This is a genomic window from Bradyrhizobium macuxiense, assembly GCF_007993935.1.
GTDB classification, from domain to species: Bacteria; Pseudomonadota; Alphaproteobacteria; order Rhizobiales; family Xanthobacteraceae; genus Bradyrhizobium; species Bradyrhizobium macuxiense_A.
Genome location: NZ_VITY01000019.1, coordinates 99,879 through 116,839, shown reverse-complemented (window position 1 = coordinate 116,839; position 16,961 = coordinate 99,879). Strand labels below are relative to the sequence as shown.

The window sequence follows — 16,961 nt, the reverse complement described above, 5'->3', positions numbered from 1 at the left end:
CCTGCCCCGACATGTTGCTTTCCATGCCGACAACGATCACAAGAACGCATGGTTGATCTGACGCGCAGGTTCGACGTGCTGGTGATCGGCGGTGGCAACGCCGCCCTTTGCGCTGCGATCAGCGCACGGCGCGCCGGCGCCTCCGTGCTGGTGCTGGAAGGCGCACCGAAATTCTACCGCGGCGGCAACACCCGCCACACCCGCAACATGCGCTGCGCCCATGACGCGGCGACCGAGATCCTCACCGGTCCCTACACCGAGGAGGAATTCTGGAAGGATTTGCTGCTGGTGACCGGCGGCCAGACCGACGAGGAGCTGGCCCGCTTCATGATCCACGAGTCCAAGGACATCTTGAACTGGATCGTCGAGCAAGGCGTACGCTGGCAGCCCTCGCTCGGGGGCACGCTGAGCCTCGGCCGCACCAACTCGTTCTTCCTCGGCGGCGGCCGCGCGATGCTGAACGCGCTCTATCGCACCGCAGAGGAGCTCGGCGTCGACATTCTCTACGATGCCGAGGTGATCGATCTGAATATCGAGCACGGCATGTTCCTGTCGGCGCAGCTGAAGCAGCCGGTCGGCGGCAGGACCGAAGTGCGCGCCTCGACGCTGGTCGCGGCCGCCGGCGGCTTCGAGGCCAATATCGAATGGCTGAAGCAATATTGGGGCGAGGCTGCCGACAATTTCCTGATCCGCGGCACGCCGTATAACCGCGGCGCCATCCTGAAGATGCTGCTGGCCAAGGGCGTGCAGGAGATCGGCGATCCGACGCAGTGCCACGCGGTCGCGATCGACGCCCGTGCGCCGAAATTCGACGGCGGCATCATCACGCGCCACGACTCGGTCGTGTTCGGCATCGTCGTCAACAAGCATGCCGAGCGCTTCTACGACGAGGGCGAGGACATCTGGCCGAAGCGCTATGCGATCTGGGGCCGCCTGGTCGCCGCGCAGCCGGACCAGATCGCCTACATCATCTTCGACTCGACCGTCGTAACGAGCTTCATGCCGACGCTGTTTCCGCCGATCGCGGGCGCCACGCTTGCCGAGCTCGCCGGCAAGCTCGAGCTCGACGCGGCCGCGCTGGAAAAGACCATTGCCGACTTCAACGCCGCGGTGCAGCCCGGGACGTTCGATCACACCATCCTCGACGACTGCCGGACCGAAGGCATCACGCCGGCGAAGACGCATTGGGCGCGCAGGATCGAGACGCCGCCCTATCTCGCGTATCCGGTGCGGCCCGGCATCACCTTCACCTATCTCGGCACCCGCGTGAACAAACAGTCACGGATGCTGATGAAGGACGGCAAGCCGTCGGCCAACATGTTCGCCGCTGGCGAGATCATGGCCGGCAACGTGCTCGGCAAGGGCTACGCCGCCGGCATCGGCATGACCATCGGCAGCGTGTTCGGCCGCGTCGCCGGGCGGGAAGCGGCGAAGAATGCGCGGAACTGAGTTTCGCGCCTTGCTTACCTCGCCCCGCTTGCGGGGAGAGGTCGTATCGCATCGAAGATGCGATACGGGTGAGGGGGAGTCTCCAAGAGCGCGGTGCTGGGAGAGCCCCCTCATCCCGACCGTCTCCCCGCACGCGGGGAGAAGGGGAAGATTGGAGGAACGATGTCACGCCTTGCGATTGTCACCGCTGCGGCTGTCCTGATGGCCTCGGCCACCGCTCACGCCGCCGAGCCGATCGCGCTGCGCGACATGGGCTCGTTCCATGTCGGCGGCCGTCTGGTCGAGATTACGGGCAAGCCGGTGAAGGAAGTCACCTTCACGCCCGGCGGTGTGCCCGCGAAAGTCGACCCGAACGGCACCTACCAGGTCGAGCAGATGTACGTGCAGTACTTCCTGCCGCAAAACGAGAAGGGCGCCTATCCGCTGCTGCTGTGGCATGGCGGCGGCCTGACCGGCGTCACCTATGAGACGACGCCGGACGGACGCGAGGGCTGGCTGAACTATTTCCTGCGCAAGGGCTGGAGCGTCTACAATTCGGACGCGGTCGAGCGCGGCCGCGCCGGCTGGGCGCAATATCCTGACATCTTCAAGGGCGAGCCGGTGTTTCTCACCACCGCCAATCCGTTCGAGCGCTTCCGCATCGGCGACGGCGCGGGCTCCTACGATCCCGATCCGGCCAAGCGCAAGCTGATGCCCGGCAGCCAGTTCCCGAACGAAGGCTACGAGAACTTCGTCAAGCAGAACGTGCCGCGCTGGACCACCACCGATGACGCGACGATCGCCGCCTACATTGCCGAGATCGACCGCGTCGGCCCGTGCATCATCCTGTTCCACAGCCAGGCCGGCACGTTCGGCTTCAAGGTCGCGCAGGCGCGGCCCGACAAGGTGAAGGCGCTGATCGCGATCGAGCCGGCCGGCGTCGGCGATCCCGCCAAGGTCGAAAGCTTGAAGAACATTCCGACGCTGATGGTCTACGGCGATTATATCGAGCGCGATTCGCGCTGGCCCAAGATCCGCGCCACCGGTGGCGCCTTTGCCGACGCCATCCGCGCCGCCGGAGGCAGCGTCGATGTGGTCGATCTGCCCAAGGTCGGCATCAAGGGCAATTCGCACATGATGATGATGGACAAGAACAACGCCGAGGTCGCCGGCCTGATCCAGACATGGCTGGAAGGCAAGGGATTGACGAAAAAGTAGCGAGATACGGGATACACTAGCGATGCACGGGACGAGGACATTGCAGGAAGCCGACCGCCTGATGACGGTATGCAATTCCTGCCGCTACTGCGAGGGCCTGTGCGCGGTGTTTCCCGCGATGGAGATGCGCCGCGCGTTCTCCGACGGCGACCTGAACTATCTCGCCAATCTCTGCCATTCCTGCGGCGCCTGCTACACCGACTGCCAGTTCTCGCCGCCGCACGAGTTCAACGTCAATGTGCCGAAGACGCTCGCGGTCGCGCGCGCCGAATCCTATGCGGCCTATGCCTGGCCGCGTGCGTTCTCGGGCGCGTTCGCGCGCAACGGCCTCGTCATCAGCCTGATCGCGGCGCTGAGCGTTGCCGCCTTCATCTTCGGCTTCGCCGCGCTCAACGACCGCGGCGTGCTCACCGGCAGCCACACCGGCCCGGGCGCGTTCTACAAACTGATGCCGCACAATGCGATGGCGCTGCTGTTCGGCGCCGCCCTGCTCTACGCGATCCTCGCGCTCGCGATGGGTGTGTGGGCGTTCTGGCGCGATATCGGCGAACCGGTCGGCAGGACGACGAATGCGAAATCGCTGCTGCAGGCGGTCCGTGACGCCGGCGAGCTGCGTTATCTCGACGGCGGCGGCGTCGGCTGCTTCAACGAAGACGACCACCCGACAGACCGGCGCAAGCTGTATCACCACTTCACCTTCTATGGCTTCCTGCTGTGCTTCGCCGCGACCTGCGTCGGGACGCTCTATCACTACCTCCTGGCGCGCGAGGCGCCCTATGCGTGGTGGGACCTGCCGGTCGTGCTCGGCACGCTCGGCGGCATCGGCCTCGTGGTCGGCCCGATCGGGCTCTTGTCGGAGAAATGGAAGCGCGACCGCGTGCTGGTCGACGAGCAGTCCATGGGCATGGACACCGCGTTCATCCTGATGCTGTTCCTGACCAGCATCACCGGCCTTGCCTTGCTGCTGTGGCGCGAGAGCGCCGCGATGGGCCCGCTGCTGGCGCTGCATCTTGGCGTGGTGTTCGCGCTGTTCATCACGATGCCCTACGGAAAATTCGTGCACGGCATCTACCGCTTCGTCGCACTGGTGCGCTACGCGCGGGAGCGGCAGATGATGGCGGAGTGAATGGAGTGAACGTAGGGTGGGTTAGCGAAGCGTAACCCACCACCTTTGTTTTCCGCACAAAGACGGTGGGTTACGCCTTCCGCCTCCGCTCGTTGAGCTACGGCGGACGTAGTCGGCTAACCCACCCTACGAAGCCTTTGTCGCCAGCGCACAGAAGCGCTCGTCTCCGTCCATCAGGCGAGCCGCCGTGAAACCAGCGGCCACGATCTTCTCCACCACTCCTTCCCTGGGCTGTCCGGAATGAGACGTGAAGCCGAGCGCGATCCTGCCGCCCGGCTTCATCACGCGCCGGATCTCTCGCAGTCCGGCGACAGCGTCCGGCCAGACCTGCATCGAATTGATCGCCAGCGCCTTGTCAAAACTGCCGTCGTCGAACGGCAAGTGCTCCACCGAGCCCAGCCTCAGATCGATACGGCCATCCCCGACCGCGGTCGTGTTCCGTGCGCGAGCCTGCCCGACCATCTCCGGTGACGCATCGATGCCCGCAACCGAGCCGGCCGGCACCAAACTCGACAAGCGTTGAATGACGACGCCGGGGCCGAACCCCACTTCCAGCACGCGGTCGTCCGATTCGACCTCGAGAAGATCCGTCACCCACGCGCCGCAATCGGCATTGGTGCGCGCCATGATGACACCGCCCAGCCTGCCCAGCAGGCCCCGCGGGCGGCCAAACGCGCGCAACAGAATGCTTCGCATCACGCTCACCGATTGACATCTCCGGTGAACTGGATTCCGGGACGATCGCGGCTACAGATCCACCACCACGTAGTCGCTCTCCACCGCGACCTTGATGGTCTCGGCGACATACGGTCCCTTCACCACATTGGTGCCCGGCTCGACACTGACGGGATAGGCGCGCACGCGGAAGCGGCGCGGATCGCAATAGGACTGGCCGGTGCGGATATCGAACTCCCAGCCGTGCCAGGGACAGCGCAGGATCTCGCCGAGCTTGGTGTATTCGATCTCGCCGGGATCGGACGACGACGCCAGCCCGATCAGCGGTCCCTCGCACAGCGCCGCGCCCTGATGCGGGCAGCGATTCAACAGGCCGAAGAACTCGCCCTTGACGTTGAAGACGGCGATCGGCCGCCCGTCGATCTCGAGGAATTTTCGCGAACCCGGCGGCAACTCGTCCACGGGAGCGATCACGTGCCTTGCCATTAGTTGATCTCACGCATGATCTGATTCGAAAAACCGGTTCCCACTTTTTCGGATCATGCGATACCGTACAGCTGCTTCGCATTGTCGAGATAGAACGCCTGGCGGTTGGCGTCGCTGACGCCGGCCGGCAGCACGCGCGACGGCTCGTCGTAATCCCAATGCGGATAGTCGGTCGCGAACAACAGCTTGTCCCAGCCGATCCACTCGATGGTCTGGAACAGGTGGTCGCGGCTCTCCGGATCCTCCATCGGCTGCGTCGTCCACCAGATGTGATCGCGGATATATTCCGACGGCTTGCGCTTCAAATGCGGCACCTCGCTGTGCAGCCGCGCAAACACCTTGTCGAGGCGCCAGGCCAGCGACGGCGCCCAGCCGAAGCCGGCTTCGACCATCACCATCTTCAGTTTCGGGAAGCGCTCGAACACACCCTCGAGCACGAGGCTCGCCAGCGCGGTCTGCTGGCACTGCGAATGGCCGACCATCTCCTCGATATAGTGGCTCGGCCAGCCTGAGGCAGTGATCGGGTTGCCGCCGAAGCCGAACGCATGCACGCCGATCGGAAGGCCGACCTCCTGGGCCGCCTCATAGATCGGCCAGTAACGGCGCTGGCCGAGCGGCTCGACATTGCGGCTCAACAGCAGCACCTGAACGAAATTCGTGTCCCCTGCCCGCTTGCGGATTTCCGCGGCGGCCGACACGCCATCCTCATTGGCGACGACGACCGAGCCCTTCAGCCGGGAGTCCTTGCTGGTCCACTTCTCGATCTGCCAGTCGTTGATCGCCGAGCAGACCGCGCCGGCGAGATCCTGGTTGCGCAGCCCCTGTCCGGTGGCGAGCGGGTTGAGCACGCCAAGCGCGACATTGTTGGGATCGAGATGCTGCTTCTGCATGAAGGACAGCGACGAGCCCTGTGGGCCGCCTTCCGGCGGATAGGCATCGCGGCGCGACGCGTTGGGCTGCGCCTTCGGATAGGGCCGGCCTTCCATCATGCCCTGATAGGCCTGAATGCCGAAGGTTTCGAGATGCGCGTGCCAGCGCTTTTCAAGGTAGGGGAACAGCTCGTCCTTGGTCGCGCGCGCCGGATGGATGTCGCAATCCGCGATCGCGGTCTTGATACCGGTTGACGATGCCGCGTCCGGGCGCTCCCGAATCTGCACATTCATCGCGTCGTCTCCTCTTTAGTTCTGGGCATGATCTTGTCCGAAAACCGGGGACCACTTTTCGGGATCATGCCCCACCTCGAGGCGCGGATAGGTCGCATGCGGGTTGTCGATCATGATCTTGCGTACCAGATCCGGCGACAACCCCTGCGGCAGCACCTCGTCGCCGTCGAACTGCCAGTGCGGATAGTCTGATGAGAATAGGATCAATTCGTCCGACTGCATATGGTCGAACAGCCGGTTCAAGGTGTCAGGTTCCGGCGGCGCATCGACCGGCTGCAACGAGAAGCGGATGTTGCTGCGCACAATCTCCAGCGGCGCGCGGTCGACCCACGGCGTTTCCATGCGCACGCCGCGCCAGAACTTGTGCAGCCGCCACAGGAACGGCGGCAGCCAGGTGAAGCCGGACTCCAGCATCACCATTTTCAGGGCCGGATGCCGCGCGAACACGCCCTCGACGATCAGGCTGGTGAGCTGGGTCTGGAAGGCCTGCGCCTGCGCGACATAGTCCTCGATGTGGTAGGAGCCCCAGCCGACCGAGGTCGGCGGGTTGTGATAGGCGCTGCCGGCATGGATGCCGATCGGCAGGCCGAGCCGCTCGGCGGCGGCGTAAATCGGCCAGTAGTGACGCTTGCCGAGCGGCATGTCGCCCATGACCAACATCAGCACCTGCACGAAGCGCTTGTCCTGCGCACAGCGCTCGATCTCGGCGACCGCCTTCTCGATGCTCTGCACGGGGATCACGATCGAGCCGCGCAGGCGATCGTCCTTGTCGAGCCATTCCTTGACCAGCCAGTCGTTCAGCGCGCGGCAAAACGCATCGGCCATGTCCTCGGAGAACACCATCTGCACGCCATAGAGCGGGTTGCAGATGCCGTACGCGGAGCCGAATTTATCGAGCGCCTGGCGCTGCATGTCGGCGAGACTCGAGCCCGGCTTGCCCTGCGCGGGGCGCCAGTCCGGCCGCGATGAGATCGGTGAATTGGTCGGATAGGATTGTGAGATCAGGTCGGTCATGCCGCGCGTCGTCACCTGGTCGCGCCAGTAGTCGTTCATGTATGGCAGCAGGCTGGTGAGGTGAGGCACGGCGGGATGCAGATCGCAATCCACGCCGCCCGCGATCGGCGACGTCATGTTGTTCCCTCAGCGTGTTTCCTCGGCGAGTTTCCTCCGCGCAGGCTCACAACACCTTGTGAGGCGCAGCTTGATATTGTCCGATATTCAAGCAGGCCGTACCGCGATCCGCAACTCGGCAGGGACCGATGTGGTGTGCTAGGAAGGCAGAACGCCCTACAGGAATTTCATGGCACGCAACGAGAAAGAGCGCCGATGAACGCACTCACATCCATCGCCGAACAGGTCGCCGCCAAACTGATCGCGAACAAGCAGACGATTGCGGTCGCGGAATCGTCCACCGGCGGGCTGATCTCGGCATCGCTGCTCGCAGTACCGGGCGCGTCGGCCTACTTCCTCGGCGGCGGCGTGATCTACACCCGCGATGCGCGGCGCGTGTTGATGGATATTCCGGACGACGCAATGCGCGGGCTTCGCTCGTCGTCGGAACCCTATGCGCAGCTGCTGGCGCGCCAGATCCGCGAGCGCCTCTCGACCGACTGGGGATTGTCGGAGACCGGCGCCGCCGGCCCGACCGGCAACCGCTACGGCGACGCCGCTGGCCACAGCTGCATGGCGGTCGCAGGTCCCAAGCAGCAGGTGATCACGCTGGAGACCGGAAGCGGTGACCGGCAGGCCAACATGCAGGCGTTCGCGAAGGCGGCGCTGGAGCTGTTGTTGACGAATCTAGCGCGATAGTTTCTGGCGTCGTCCCGGGCAAGCGAAGCGCGACCCATAACCACGAATCTCGCCTCTTGAACGACGCTGGAGCCACAGCCGTCGCTTACAACCTCCAATGGTGGTTATGGGTCCCTGCTTTCGCAGGGACGACTTGGTGGAGGGAGATCGCACTCCAGCGAAGACGGCGTAGCCCGGATAAAGCGAAGCGTAATCCGGGACAACTTCATCCGCTGCACCACCGCTCCCGGATTTCGCTGCGCTTCATCCGGGCTACGCGAACCGTCGCGCGAACTCACTTCTCGCGGAACGAGCGCATGAACTGGTCGCTCAGCGGCTTCATCAGATACGACAGCATGGTGCGGTCGCCGGTCTGGACGAAGGCTTCCACCGGCATGCCGGGGATGATCTTGACCTCGCTGCCGAGGCGCTTGACCTCCTCCGGCGGCATCGAGACGCGGATCGTGTAGTAGCTCTGCCCGGTACGCTGGTCAGTTGTGGTGTCGGCGGAGACGCGGGTAACGACACCGTTCAGCTCCGGCGTGGTGCGCTGGTTGAAGGCGGAGAGCCGTAGCACGGTCTTCTGTCCGACCTGAAGCTTGTCGATGTCCTGCGGATTGACCTTGGCCTCGACCGACAGGTCGTCGGCCCTCGGCACGATCATCATGATGGCGTCGCCCGCGGTGATGACGCCGCCGACGGTGTGGACGGTGGATTGCAGCACGACGCCATCCTGCGGCGCGCGGATGTCGATGCGACGGAGCTGGTCTTCGGCGGTCACCTTACGCTCGACGAACTCGCCGATCTTGTCGTTGGCCTCGCGCAGGTCCTTCGAGACCTCCGAGAGCATGTCCTTGTCGACCTGGATGATCTGCAGCTCGGTCTCGGTGATCTTGCCCTTGGCCTGGGCGCGCGACGCAATGTACTGCGCGCGCTCGCCGGAGAGCCGCGCCGCGTCCCGCTCCAGTGTCGTCAGGCGGGTCAGTTGCACCAGATGCTGCTCATAGAGCTGGCGGACGCCGACCAGCTCCTGCTGCACCAGCGCGATCTCCTTGTCCTTGGCGGTTTCCTGCGCCTGCAGGCCGGCGATTTCCTCGTTGAGCTGGGTGACGCGCTCGCGCAGCTGCGCCTTCTGGCCGGCGCGGCCGTTGACCCGCACCTCGAACAGCTTGGTTTCGCTCGCCATGATATCCCGAACGTCGGGATCTTTGGCCTGTTCAGTGAGCTGCGGCGGAAACGCGATCTTGTCGAGGCCTTGCTGCTCGGCCTGGAGCCGGGCCGCGCGCGCATAGAGACCGTTCAGGGTCTTGACCACGATCGCAAGGCTCGCCTTCACGACGGTCTCGTCGAGACGCACCACGACATCGCCCGCCTTGACCGTGTCGCCGTCGCGCGCCAGGATTTCGCCGACGACGCCGCCGGTCGGATGCTGCACCTTCTTGACGTTGGTATCGACCACCACCGAGCCCGGCGCGATCAGCGCACCCGAGATCGGCACCGTCGCCGCCCAGCCGCCGACGCCGCCGCCCAGCACCAGAACCACGGCGAGGCCGACCACGAGGTGCTTCCTGATCGAAGCATGCGCGTTGCGCGGTTGATCGGTCAGGCGGCCGCTCATGACTTGGCCGCCCCCGCATCGGCGACGATCTTGATCGGCGTGGGCACCGGCGGCGCGGCGCGCTGCAGCACCTGCGCCAGCACGGTTTCCTTCGGCCCGAAGGTCTGCATGCGGCCGTCCTTCAGCACCAGCAACTGGTCGACGCCCTCGATGCCGATCGGCCGGTGCGCGACCACGATGACGACGGCGCCGCGCTCGCGGGCGCTGCGCACCGCGCGGGTCAGCGCTTCGTCGCCTTCGCTGTCGAGGTTGGAGTTCGGCTCGTCCAGCACGATCAGGAACGGACTGCCGTAGAGCGCACGCGCCAGCGCCACGCGCTGGGCCTGGCCGGCGGAGAGCGCGGCGCCCTGCTCGCCGACCTGGGTGTCGTAGCCCTCGCGCATCTTGATGATCATCTCATGCACGCCGGCTTCCTTGGCCGCCGCGATGATGCCATCGGACTTGGCCTCGGGATCGAACCGGCAGATGTTCTGCGCGACCGTGCCGGCGAACAGTTCAACATCCTGCGGCAGATAGCCGACATGGCGGCCGAGCTCGTCCGACGACCATTGATCGAGCGCGGCGCCGTCGAGCCGCACCTTGCCGCGCGCCGGCACCCAGACGCCGACCAGCGCCCGGATCAGCGACGACTTGCCGGACCCGCTCGGGCCGATCACGCCGACGCCGCTGCCGGCTTCGACGGCGAAGCTGACGTCCTGCACGATGGGGCGCTGGTCGCCCGGCGCGACCATGGTCACCGCCTCGACCGTGAGCTTCTTCTCCGGCGCCTGCAGCAGCGTCTGCTCCGGCCGTGCCGGAATCTGCTGCAGCAGGCGGTTGAGGCGGTGCCAGCTCTGCCGCGCGGCGACGAAGCTCTTCCAATGCGCGATCGCAAGATCGACCGGCGCCAGCGCCCGCGCGCTCAGGATCGAGCCGGCGATGATGATGCCGCCGGTGGCCTCCTGATGGATCACGAGATAGGCGCCGACCGCGAGCACGGCCGACTGCAGCATCATGCGCAGCACCTTGGCGACCGCACCGAGCCCGCCGGTGACGTCGCTGGCGCGCTGGTTGCCGGACAGATACTCCTCGTTGGCCTCGTTCCAGCGCTTGTTCATGCGCCCGGCCATGCCCATCGCCACCAGCACTTCGGCATTGCGGCGGCTGGAGGCGGCGAGATCGTTGCGCCGCGCCGCGAGCGACATCGCTTCCCTGGCCGGCGTGCGCGACATGTATTCGGTGATCAAGGTCAGCGTCACCAGGATGATGGCACCGACCAGCGCCGTGACGCCAAGCAACCAGTGGAACGCGAAGCAGATCAGCATATAGAACGGCAGCCAGGGCAGGTCGAAGAACGCGCCGGGGCCCATGCTGCCGAGGAAGGAGCGCACATTGTCAAGGTCGCGCAGCGGCTGCAGGCCCTCGCTGCGATTGCCCGCCATCAGCGGCAGCCGCACGATGGTATCGAACACCCGCGCATTGAGCGCCTCGTCGAGCGAGGTGCCGACGCGGCCGAGGATTCGTCCGCGCAGCAGATCGAGCACGCCCTGGGCGATGTAGAGCACGGCCGCGATGACGACGAGACCGACCAGGGTCGGAACGCTGCGGCTCGGCAGCACGCGGTCATAGACCTGCAGCATGAACATCGAACCTGTCAAATAAAGCAGGTTGATCATGCAACTGATGAGGCCGACGCCGATAAAGGCACTGCGGCATGCGCGCAGCGCCTCAGCCAGTTCGGAACGCCGGACAGCGGGCGCGACTGCCATAAAAACCGATCTCTGCAAAACAAAAGAGCTACGTGATCACCACGTTGTATAGACGTTTGCGACCACCGTCCATTTCAAGTCGCGCCGAGCAGAGCACGGTTCGCCAGCTATTTTTGTGAACCCACAGACAGTTGACGGAATAATTAGGGTTAACCGGCCGCGGAACCTTGGCCTGAGCCGGGGACGCTTCCCGGAAAGGGCACGAGAATGACCGACATCGAGACCCGGCCGATCTCGCCATCGACATCGAGCAAGACGCCGCTGCCGACGCCAAGCCCGGCCTCCGGGCGCCAGCGCGCCTCGGCGCGAACGCCGATCCACGCGCCTCGCGGCGGCCTGAACAGCTGCACCGCGAGGTTCGGATTGGGATCGGCCACCACGTTCTGCACCGGGCGCGCGATGCCGTGGGTCCAGTCGGCCGGACCGAGCACCCGCGCCAGCGGGCCGGCATCCGCAATCACGTCATGATGCATGCGAAACCAGACGATGTCGCCGCCGGCCCGGGCCTCCATCGCGTCCATGAACCAGCTGCGGCCATGGACGGCGTGCGGGCTGCGCAACGGACAGCGCATGGGATCAATCGGGTCGGCTGCGTCGCGATGGAAGCCGGGGACCTCGACCGCACGTTCGCGCGACAAGGTCACCCGCACCGTCGCGCAGGGCTGCGCCTCGCTGGCCGGCCAGAGTGTGTTGTCGACAACGCTGACCCGGCCGCCTTCGGTCACCACGGCCATTTGCGTGCGCAATTCCGCCATCGGCGTCGGCCGCAGGAACCAGGCCGACGCCGAGATCGCGGTGCCCCAATTGCGCGCATTGGCCATGGCCTCGACCTCGGCGGTCAGGAGGCTCGCGACCGCGCCGCCCTGGAGGCCAGCGAACGGCCCGGCCGCCAGCGCGGCGGGCTTCCAGTGATGCGGCGTGGCTGTAGGTTCGAAGATGGCCAAGGCGAGCAGTCCCTGAGGTGAGCAGGATTGAGCGTTCGGCCAATCTGATCCAAGAATAGCGGCCATGACAAAAGGCCATTCATCACTCGAGGTGAATAGGATTCACCTATTGGATGCCCCCGATCCGCGGGTCATCCCGCCGCTTGCGGCGCTGCTCGCCTTCGAGCGCGCCGCCACGCAGCTCAGCTTCCGCCGCGCCGCCCGCGACCTGTCGCTGAGCCCGTCGGCGATCAGCCACCAGATCCGCGGGCTGGAGCAGCAGTTCGGCACCAGGCTGTTTGTCCGCGGCGCGCGCTCGGTGCGGCTGACCGCGGACGGCGAACGCTACCTTGCAAAAGTGTCGGCGGCGCTGGCGACGCTGGACGAGGCGAGCCGCGACATGCTGCGGCAACGCGGCGAGACCGGCGGGGAACTGTGGATCAGCTCGCTGCCGTTCTTCACCAGCGCGGTGCTGCTGCCGGCGCTGCCGGAGTTCAAGCGTCGCTATCCGCAACTGACGCTGCGGATCGAGGCCACCCATCAATATGCCGACTTCAACAGCTCCCGCGTCGACGTCGCCGTCCGCTACGGACGGGAACATGCCGCCGGGCTCAAGGTCGAACCGCTGGTCCAGGTCAGGGGATTGCCGGTCTGCACGCCGGCGCTGGTCAAGGCAGGGCTTCGGACGCCCGCAGACCTGTCGCGCGAGGTGCTGATCCACGTCACGACGCAACCGCGGGCGTGGCCGGCCTGGCTGAAGGAGGCCGGGCTGCCGCACCTCGCCCCGCGCGGGCATCTGTGGCTCGACAGCGTGCCGGCGATGCTGGAGGCGGCCGAGCACGGGCTCGGCGTCGCGCTCGCCATGGCGCCGCTGATCAGGGCGCGGCCGGGCTTCGGCAAGAAGCTGGTGGCGCCGTTTGCATTCGAGCCAGCGCAGCACGAGACGATCTACCTGGTCTCCCGCACCGAGCAGGCCCGCGACCGCCGCATTACGGCGGTGCGGCGCTGGATCGCTGATGCGGTGGCGCGCGCGAGCTAGACCGTAGCGGGCACGGGCTCTGCCAGGACGCAGCGTGCCTGGTGGCCGGGCGCGACTTGCACGTTGGGCGGCAGGCTCTCGCTGCAACGCGGCTCGGCGAACTTGCAGCGTGGTGCAAAGGAGCAACTGGCCGGCGCGTGGTCGAGCGAGGGCGGCGTGCCCGGGATGGTTTCGAGCCGCTGGCCGCGCATCGCGCCGTGAATGGTCGAGGCCAGCAAGCCCTTCGCATAAGGATGCACCGGTGTGCGCACGATATCGCGCAAGGCGCCCTGCTCCACGATCTGGCCGGCATACATCACCGCGACCCGGTCGCAGATCTCGATCGCAACGCCGATGTCATGGGTGACGAAGATGACGGACATGCCGAACTCGCGCTGCAATTCACGCAGCAGCAACAGGATCTGGATCTGCACGGTGGCATCGAGCGCCGTGGTCGGCTCGTCCGCGAGCAGGATCCTCGGCTTGCAGGCCAGCGCCAGCGCGATCATCGCACGCTGGCGCATGCCGCCCGACATCTCGTGTGGATAGGACTCTAAGCGCCGCTTCGCCGACGGGATCCGCACCACTTCGAGCATCTCAAGCGCGCGGGCCGTGGCCTCGCGCTCGCTCTTGCCCTCGTGACGCATCACCGTCTCGGCGATCTGGCGGCCGATGGTGTAGACCGGATCGAGCGCCAGCGCCGGCTCCTGGAAGATCATCGAGACGGTCTGGCCGCGGAATGCGGACAGCGCCTCGTCGTCCATCGCCAGCACCTCCCGGCCCAGCACTTTCGCGCTGCCGGATATCTGCGTGCGTTTCCGCGGCAGCAGCCGCATCAGCGCGCGCAAGGTCACGCTCTTGCCCGAGCCGGACTCGCCGAGCAGCCCCAACACCTCGCCTTCGCCGAGCGACAGGCTGAGATCGTTCACGGCATGGACCGTGCGATCGCCGGTGAAGCGGATGTTGAGGTTGTTGATCTCGACGAGGTTGGTCATGCGAGCTTGGGCACCCTGGCGTGGAAATCGGTCGCGCGCTGGAAGCCGGCGCCGATCCGGAGCAAGGTGGCTTCCTCGAAGGAGCGGCCGATCAGCTGCATGCCGACCGGCAGACCTGTCTTCGTGAACCCGCTCGGGATCGAGAGCGACGGCAGGCCGAGATAGTTGACCGGCCGGGTGAACCGGGTCAGCCGCTGGATCACCGCTTCCGCGCCCGGACCGTTGCCGACATCGCTCTCGGCGATGGTCGGCGCCGGCACCGGGGCCGACGGCGCGATCACGGCATCGACACCGCTGACCGCCGCGTTGTGCGCGGCGAGCGCAGGGCCGCGCCAGCGCATCGCTTCGAGATAGGTGACCGCCGGAATGGTCAGGCCATTCTCCAACCGCATCAGGACCTGCGCGCCGTAATCCTGCGGCCGCTCGATCATCCAACGCTTGTGGAGCGCCGCGGCCTCGACCGCGAGCACCAGTTGCGACGCGGCGCTGAGCTGGCGCTGATCTGATAGCTCGACCTTGACAATCTCGGCGCCTTCCTTCTTCAGCGTCGCCACCGTCTCATCGAGGATGCGCGCCACCTCAGGATCGAGGTCGTCGACATAGAACGCGGTCGGGACGCCGATCTTGAGACCCTTCAGCGACTGCCTGGTCGCAGCCATGTAGTCCGGCACCGGCTGGGTCGACGCGGTCATATCCTCGGGATCGGCGCCGGCCATCAGGCCGAGCAGCAACGCGCAGTCCTCCGCGGTCTGCGCCAGCGGACCGACGGTATCGAGCGACTGCGACAGCGGCATCGCGCCGGCGCGGCTGACGCGGCCGACGGTCGTCTTCAAGCCGGTGACGCCGCAGAAATGCGCGGGCATGCGCACCGAACCGCCGGTGTCGGAGCCGAGCGCGGCGAAGGTGAGTCGCGCGGCGACTGCCGAGCCCGAGCCCGACGACGAGCCGCCAGTGATGTGCTCGGTGTTCCAGGGATTGCGCACCGCGCCGTAGTGCACGTTGTGGCCGGTCGGCCCGTAGGCGAACTCGACCATCTGCAGCGAGCCGAGCCGGACCTGTCCGGCATCCTTCAGCCGCTGCAATGCCGTCGCTGTCGTCTTCGGCACGAAGTCGCGGCGGATCAGCGAGCCGCAGGTCACGACCTTGCCGGCCTCGTAATACATGTCCTTGTGCGCCAGCGGCACGCCGTGCAGCGCGCCGCGGCTACTGCCCTTGGCGAGCGCGGCATCAGCCTCGGTTGCGGCGGCAAGCGCCTGTTCGGATTCGACCGCCATATAGGCATTGAGCCGCGGCTGCCACTCGGCAATCCGGTGCAGCACGGCGCGCGTCACCTCATGCGAGGAGACCTTCTTGTCGGCAATCGCCTTGGCGACCGCGGTCAGCGTCATCAGGGCCGGATCGGAGCTCATTTCGACACCTTTGCGATCTGCGCCAGCAGGAAGCTCGCGGGTTCGAGATCGAAGGGCAGCGTGCCGGAGATCGGCGCGAAGCCGTCGAATGCAGGTCCGATCGAATTGGCGATGCGGGTGGCGGTGTCGTCGTCAGCGGGCACGTCGGCGACGTGCGCGATCACCTTGACGTCCTTGGCAGTGGGTCTGGTCATGCCGCGTTTTCTCCTTTTGCTTTTGCCGGCGCGCGGCTGTGCCCCGAGCCGGGAATGGCCATGAAGCACGCCGCTTGATGACCCATTGTATCGAGATCGCTGAGTTTTGGCGTGTCGTTTGCGCAGAGCGGCTCCGCAAACGGACAACGGGTGTGAAACCGGCAGCCCGACGGCGGATCGATCGGATTGGGCGGATCGCCCGAGATCGGCGGCACTTCGGTGCGCCTGTCGGGATCGGATGACGGCATCGCTGCCAGCAGCGCGCGGGTATAGGGATGCGCCGGCGCGTCCCAGACCGCATCGACCGGACCGAGCTCGACGACTTCGCCGAGATACAACACCAGGACGCGGTCGGAGATATAGCGCACGACATTGAGATCGTGGCTGATGAAGAGATAGGTCAGGCCGAATTCGCGTTTCAAATCGGCGAGCAGATTGAGCACCTGCGCCTCGACCGACTTGTCGAGCGCGGAGACCGCCTCATCGAGGATCACGAGCCGCGGTGACAGCGCGAGCGCGCGGGCGATGTTGACGCGCTGGCGCTGGCCGCCGGACACTTCATGCGGATAGCGGTTGGCGAAAATCTCCGGCCGCAGGCCGACCTTGCCGAGTAGCTCGCGCGCCAGCGTCCGTGCCGTGTCATCGGCCATGCCGTGGACTTTCGGTCCGAAGGCGATGGACTCCTCGATGGTGAGGCGAGGATTGAGCGAGGCGTAGCTGTCCTGGAACACCATCTGCACGCCGCGCCGCAAATCGCGCAACGAGAGCGACGGACCGACCTGCCTTCCGTCATAGATGATGTCGCCGGCATCGCGGCTCATCAGATGCATCAACAACCGCGCGGTGGTCGACTTGCCACAGCCGGATTCGCCGACGATGCCGACGGTCTCGCCCTTCATCACCGCAAAGCTGACGTCGTCGACGGCACGCACGGTCTTGCTCGGGCTAAACAGCCCGCCGCGCACCGGGAAGTGCTTTGTCAGCCCCTTGACCTGCAATAGCGGCTGCGCGGCACCGCCGATGTCGGCGACCGGCTCCAGCATGTCGATTGGAGTTGTTGTATCGATCATGTCGAGCACGCGGGGATTACCTCTCCCCACCGGGGAGAGGTCGGCGCGTAGCGCCGGGTGAGGGCCTTAGGTCTCACGAGAGGGCGTAACCCCTCACCCAGA

At 66.0% G+C, this 16,961-nt stretch carries 16 protein-coding genes; 5 read left to right on the top strand and 11 right to left on the bottom strand.

Features of this window, described 5'->3' with window-relative positions; genetic code table 11:
* Window positions 1-48: 48 nt before the first annotated feature.
* The 3 genes from tcuA to tcuB all read left to right on the top strand — a co-directional run bounded on the left by tcuA (window position 49) and on the right by tcuB (window position 3,772).
* Window positions 49-1,449 carry an FAD-dependent tricarballylate dehydrogenase TcuA gene (tcuA, locus tag FBZ93_RS36120; protein WP_208764106.1) on the top strand — a complete coding sequence of 467 codons (1,401 nt, stop codon included), beginning with the start codon at window positions 49-51 and terminating at the stop codon, window positions 1,447-1,449.
* A gap of 162 nt (window positions 1,450-1,611) precedes the next feature.
* Entirely contained in the window at window positions 1,612-2,646 is a 1,035-nt protein-coding gene (locus FBZ93_RS36115) for an esterase (RefSeq protein ID WP_146992160.1), read from the top strand.
* A gap of 22 nt (window positions 2,647-2,668) precedes the next feature.
* Entirely contained in the window at window positions 2,669-3,772 is a 1,104-nt protein-coding gene (gene tcuB / locus FBZ93_RS36110) for a tricarballylate utilization 4Fe-4S protein TcuB (RefSeq protein WP_146992159.1), read from the top strand.
* Between the two features lie 126 nt (window positions 3,773-3,898).
* On the opposite strand, the gene FBZ93_RS36105 is transcribed toward tcuB, so the two are convergent.
* From FBZ93_RS36105 to FBZ93_RS36090, 4 genes are read right to left on the bottom strand one after another with little or no spacing between them, the layout of a single operon-like run.
* Complete coding sequence (locus FBZ93_RS36105; RefSeq protein ID WP_146992158.1) at window positions 3,899-4,468, bottom strand: class I SAM-dependent methyltransferase; 570 nt, start codon at window positions 4,466-4,468, stop codon at window positions 3,899-3,901.
* A gap of 51 nt (window positions 4,469-4,519) precedes the next feature.
* The gene (locus tag FBZ93_RS36100; RefSeq protein WP_016846808.1) at window positions 4,520-4,933 is read right to left on the bottom strand and encodes a Rieske (2Fe-2S) protein; all 414 of its coding nucleotides are present in this window, start codon (window positions 4,931-4,933) and stop codon (window positions 4,520-4,522) included.
* 53 nt (window positions 4,934-4,986) lie between these two features.
* Window positions 4,987-6,096 carry an amidohydrolase family protein gene (locus FBZ93_RS36095; protein WP_146992157.1) on the bottom strand — a complete coding sequence of 370 codons (1,110 nt, stop codon included), beginning with the start codon at window positions 6,094-6,096 and terminating at the stop codon, window positions 4,987-4,989.
* Between the two features lie 15 nt (window positions 6,097-6,111).
* Window positions 6,112-7,227: an amidohydrolase family protein gene (locus FBZ93_RS36090; RefSeq protein WP_146992156.1), complete on the bottom strand. Its 1,116-nt coding sequence runs from the start codon at window positions 7,225-7,227 to the stop codon at window positions 6,112-6,114.
* A 195-nt stretch (window positions 7,228-7,422) separates the two neighbouring features.
* Between FBZ93_RS36090 and FBZ93_RS36085 the strand changes: the two genes are divergently transcribed.
* Complete coding sequence (locus FBZ93_RS36085; RefSeq protein WP_146992155.1) at window positions 7,423-7,905, top strand: CinA family protein; 483 nt, start codon at window positions 7,423-7,425, stop codon at window positions 7,903-7,905.
* A 274-nt stretch (window positions 7,906-8,179) separates the two neighbouring features.
* Here FBZ93_RS36085 and FBZ93_RS36080 read toward each other — a convergent pair whose 3' ends face one another.
* From FBZ93_RS36080 to FBZ93_RS36070, 3 genes are all read right to left on the bottom strand, one after another.
* Window positions 8,180-9,502: an HlyD family type I secretion periplasmic adaptor subunit gene (locus tag FBZ93_RS36080; RefSeq protein ID WP_146992154.1), complete on the bottom strand. Its 1,323-nt coding sequence runs from the start codon at window positions 9,500-9,502 to the stop codon at window positions 8,180-8,182.
* The gene (locus FBZ93_RS36075) at window positions 9,499-11,250 is read right to left on the bottom strand and encodes a type I secretion system permease/ATPase (RefSeq protein WP_146992153.1); all 1,752 of its coding nucleotides are present in this window, start codon (window positions 11,248-11,250) and stop codon (window positions 9,499-9,501) included. The genes FBZ93_RS36080 and FBZ93_RS36075 overlap by 4 nt, the downstream gene beginning before the upstream one ends.
* A gap of 149 nt (window positions 11,251-11,399) precedes the next feature.
* Entirely contained in the window at window positions 11,400-12,194 is a 795-nt protein-coding gene (locus tag FBZ93_RS36070; protein WP_146992152.1) for an acyl-CoA thioesterase domain-containing protein, read from the bottom strand.
* Window positions 12,195-12,303: 109 nt separating this feature from the next.
* Here FBZ93_RS36070 and FBZ93_RS36065 point away from each other — a divergent pair, with 109 nt between their 5' ends.
* On the top strand, window positions 12,304-13,212 hold the full coding sequence (locus FBZ93_RS36065; protein ID WP_146992151.1) for a LysR substrate-binding domain-containing protein: 909 nt from the start codon (window positions 12,304-12,306) through the stop codon (window positions 13,210-13,212).
* On the opposite strand, the gene FBZ93_RS36060 is transcribed toward FBZ93_RS36065, so the two are convergent.
* The 4 genes from FBZ93_RS36060 to FBZ93_RS36045 are packed head-to-tail and all read right to left on the bottom strand — an operon-like array spanning window position 13,209 to window position 16,859.
* On the bottom strand, window positions 13,209-14,186 hold the full coding sequence (locus FBZ93_RS36060; protein ID WP_146992150.1) for an ABC transporter ATP-binding protein: 978 nt from the start codon (window positions 14,184-14,186) through the stop codon (window positions 13,209-13,211). The genes FBZ93_RS36065 and FBZ93_RS36060 overlap by 4 nt on opposite strands.
* Window positions 14,183-15,595, bottom strand: coding sequence for an amidase (locus FBZ93_RS36055; RefSeq protein WP_146992149.1), 1,413 nt, complete (start codon window positions 15,593-15,595; stop codon window positions 14,183-14,185). Before FBZ93_RS36055 ends, FBZ93_RS36060 begins: the two co-directional genes overlap by 4 nt.
* Complete coding sequence (locus FBZ93_RS36050) at window positions 15,592-15,789, bottom strand: hypothetical protein (protein WP_146992148.1); 198 nt, start codon at window positions 15,787-15,789, stop codon at window positions 15,592-15,594. Before FBZ93_RS36050 ends, FBZ93_RS36055 begins: the two co-directional genes overlap by 4 nt.
* Window positions 15,786-16,859, bottom strand: a complete 1,074-nt coding sequence (locus FBZ93_RS36045; protein ID WP_167529376.1) for an ABC transporter ATP-binding protein — start codon at window positions 16,857-16,859, stop codon at window positions 15,786-15,788. The genes FBZ93_RS36050 and FBZ93_RS36045 overlap by 4 nt, the downstream gene beginning before the upstream one ends.
* Window positions 16,860-16,961: the final 102 nt, after the last annotated feature.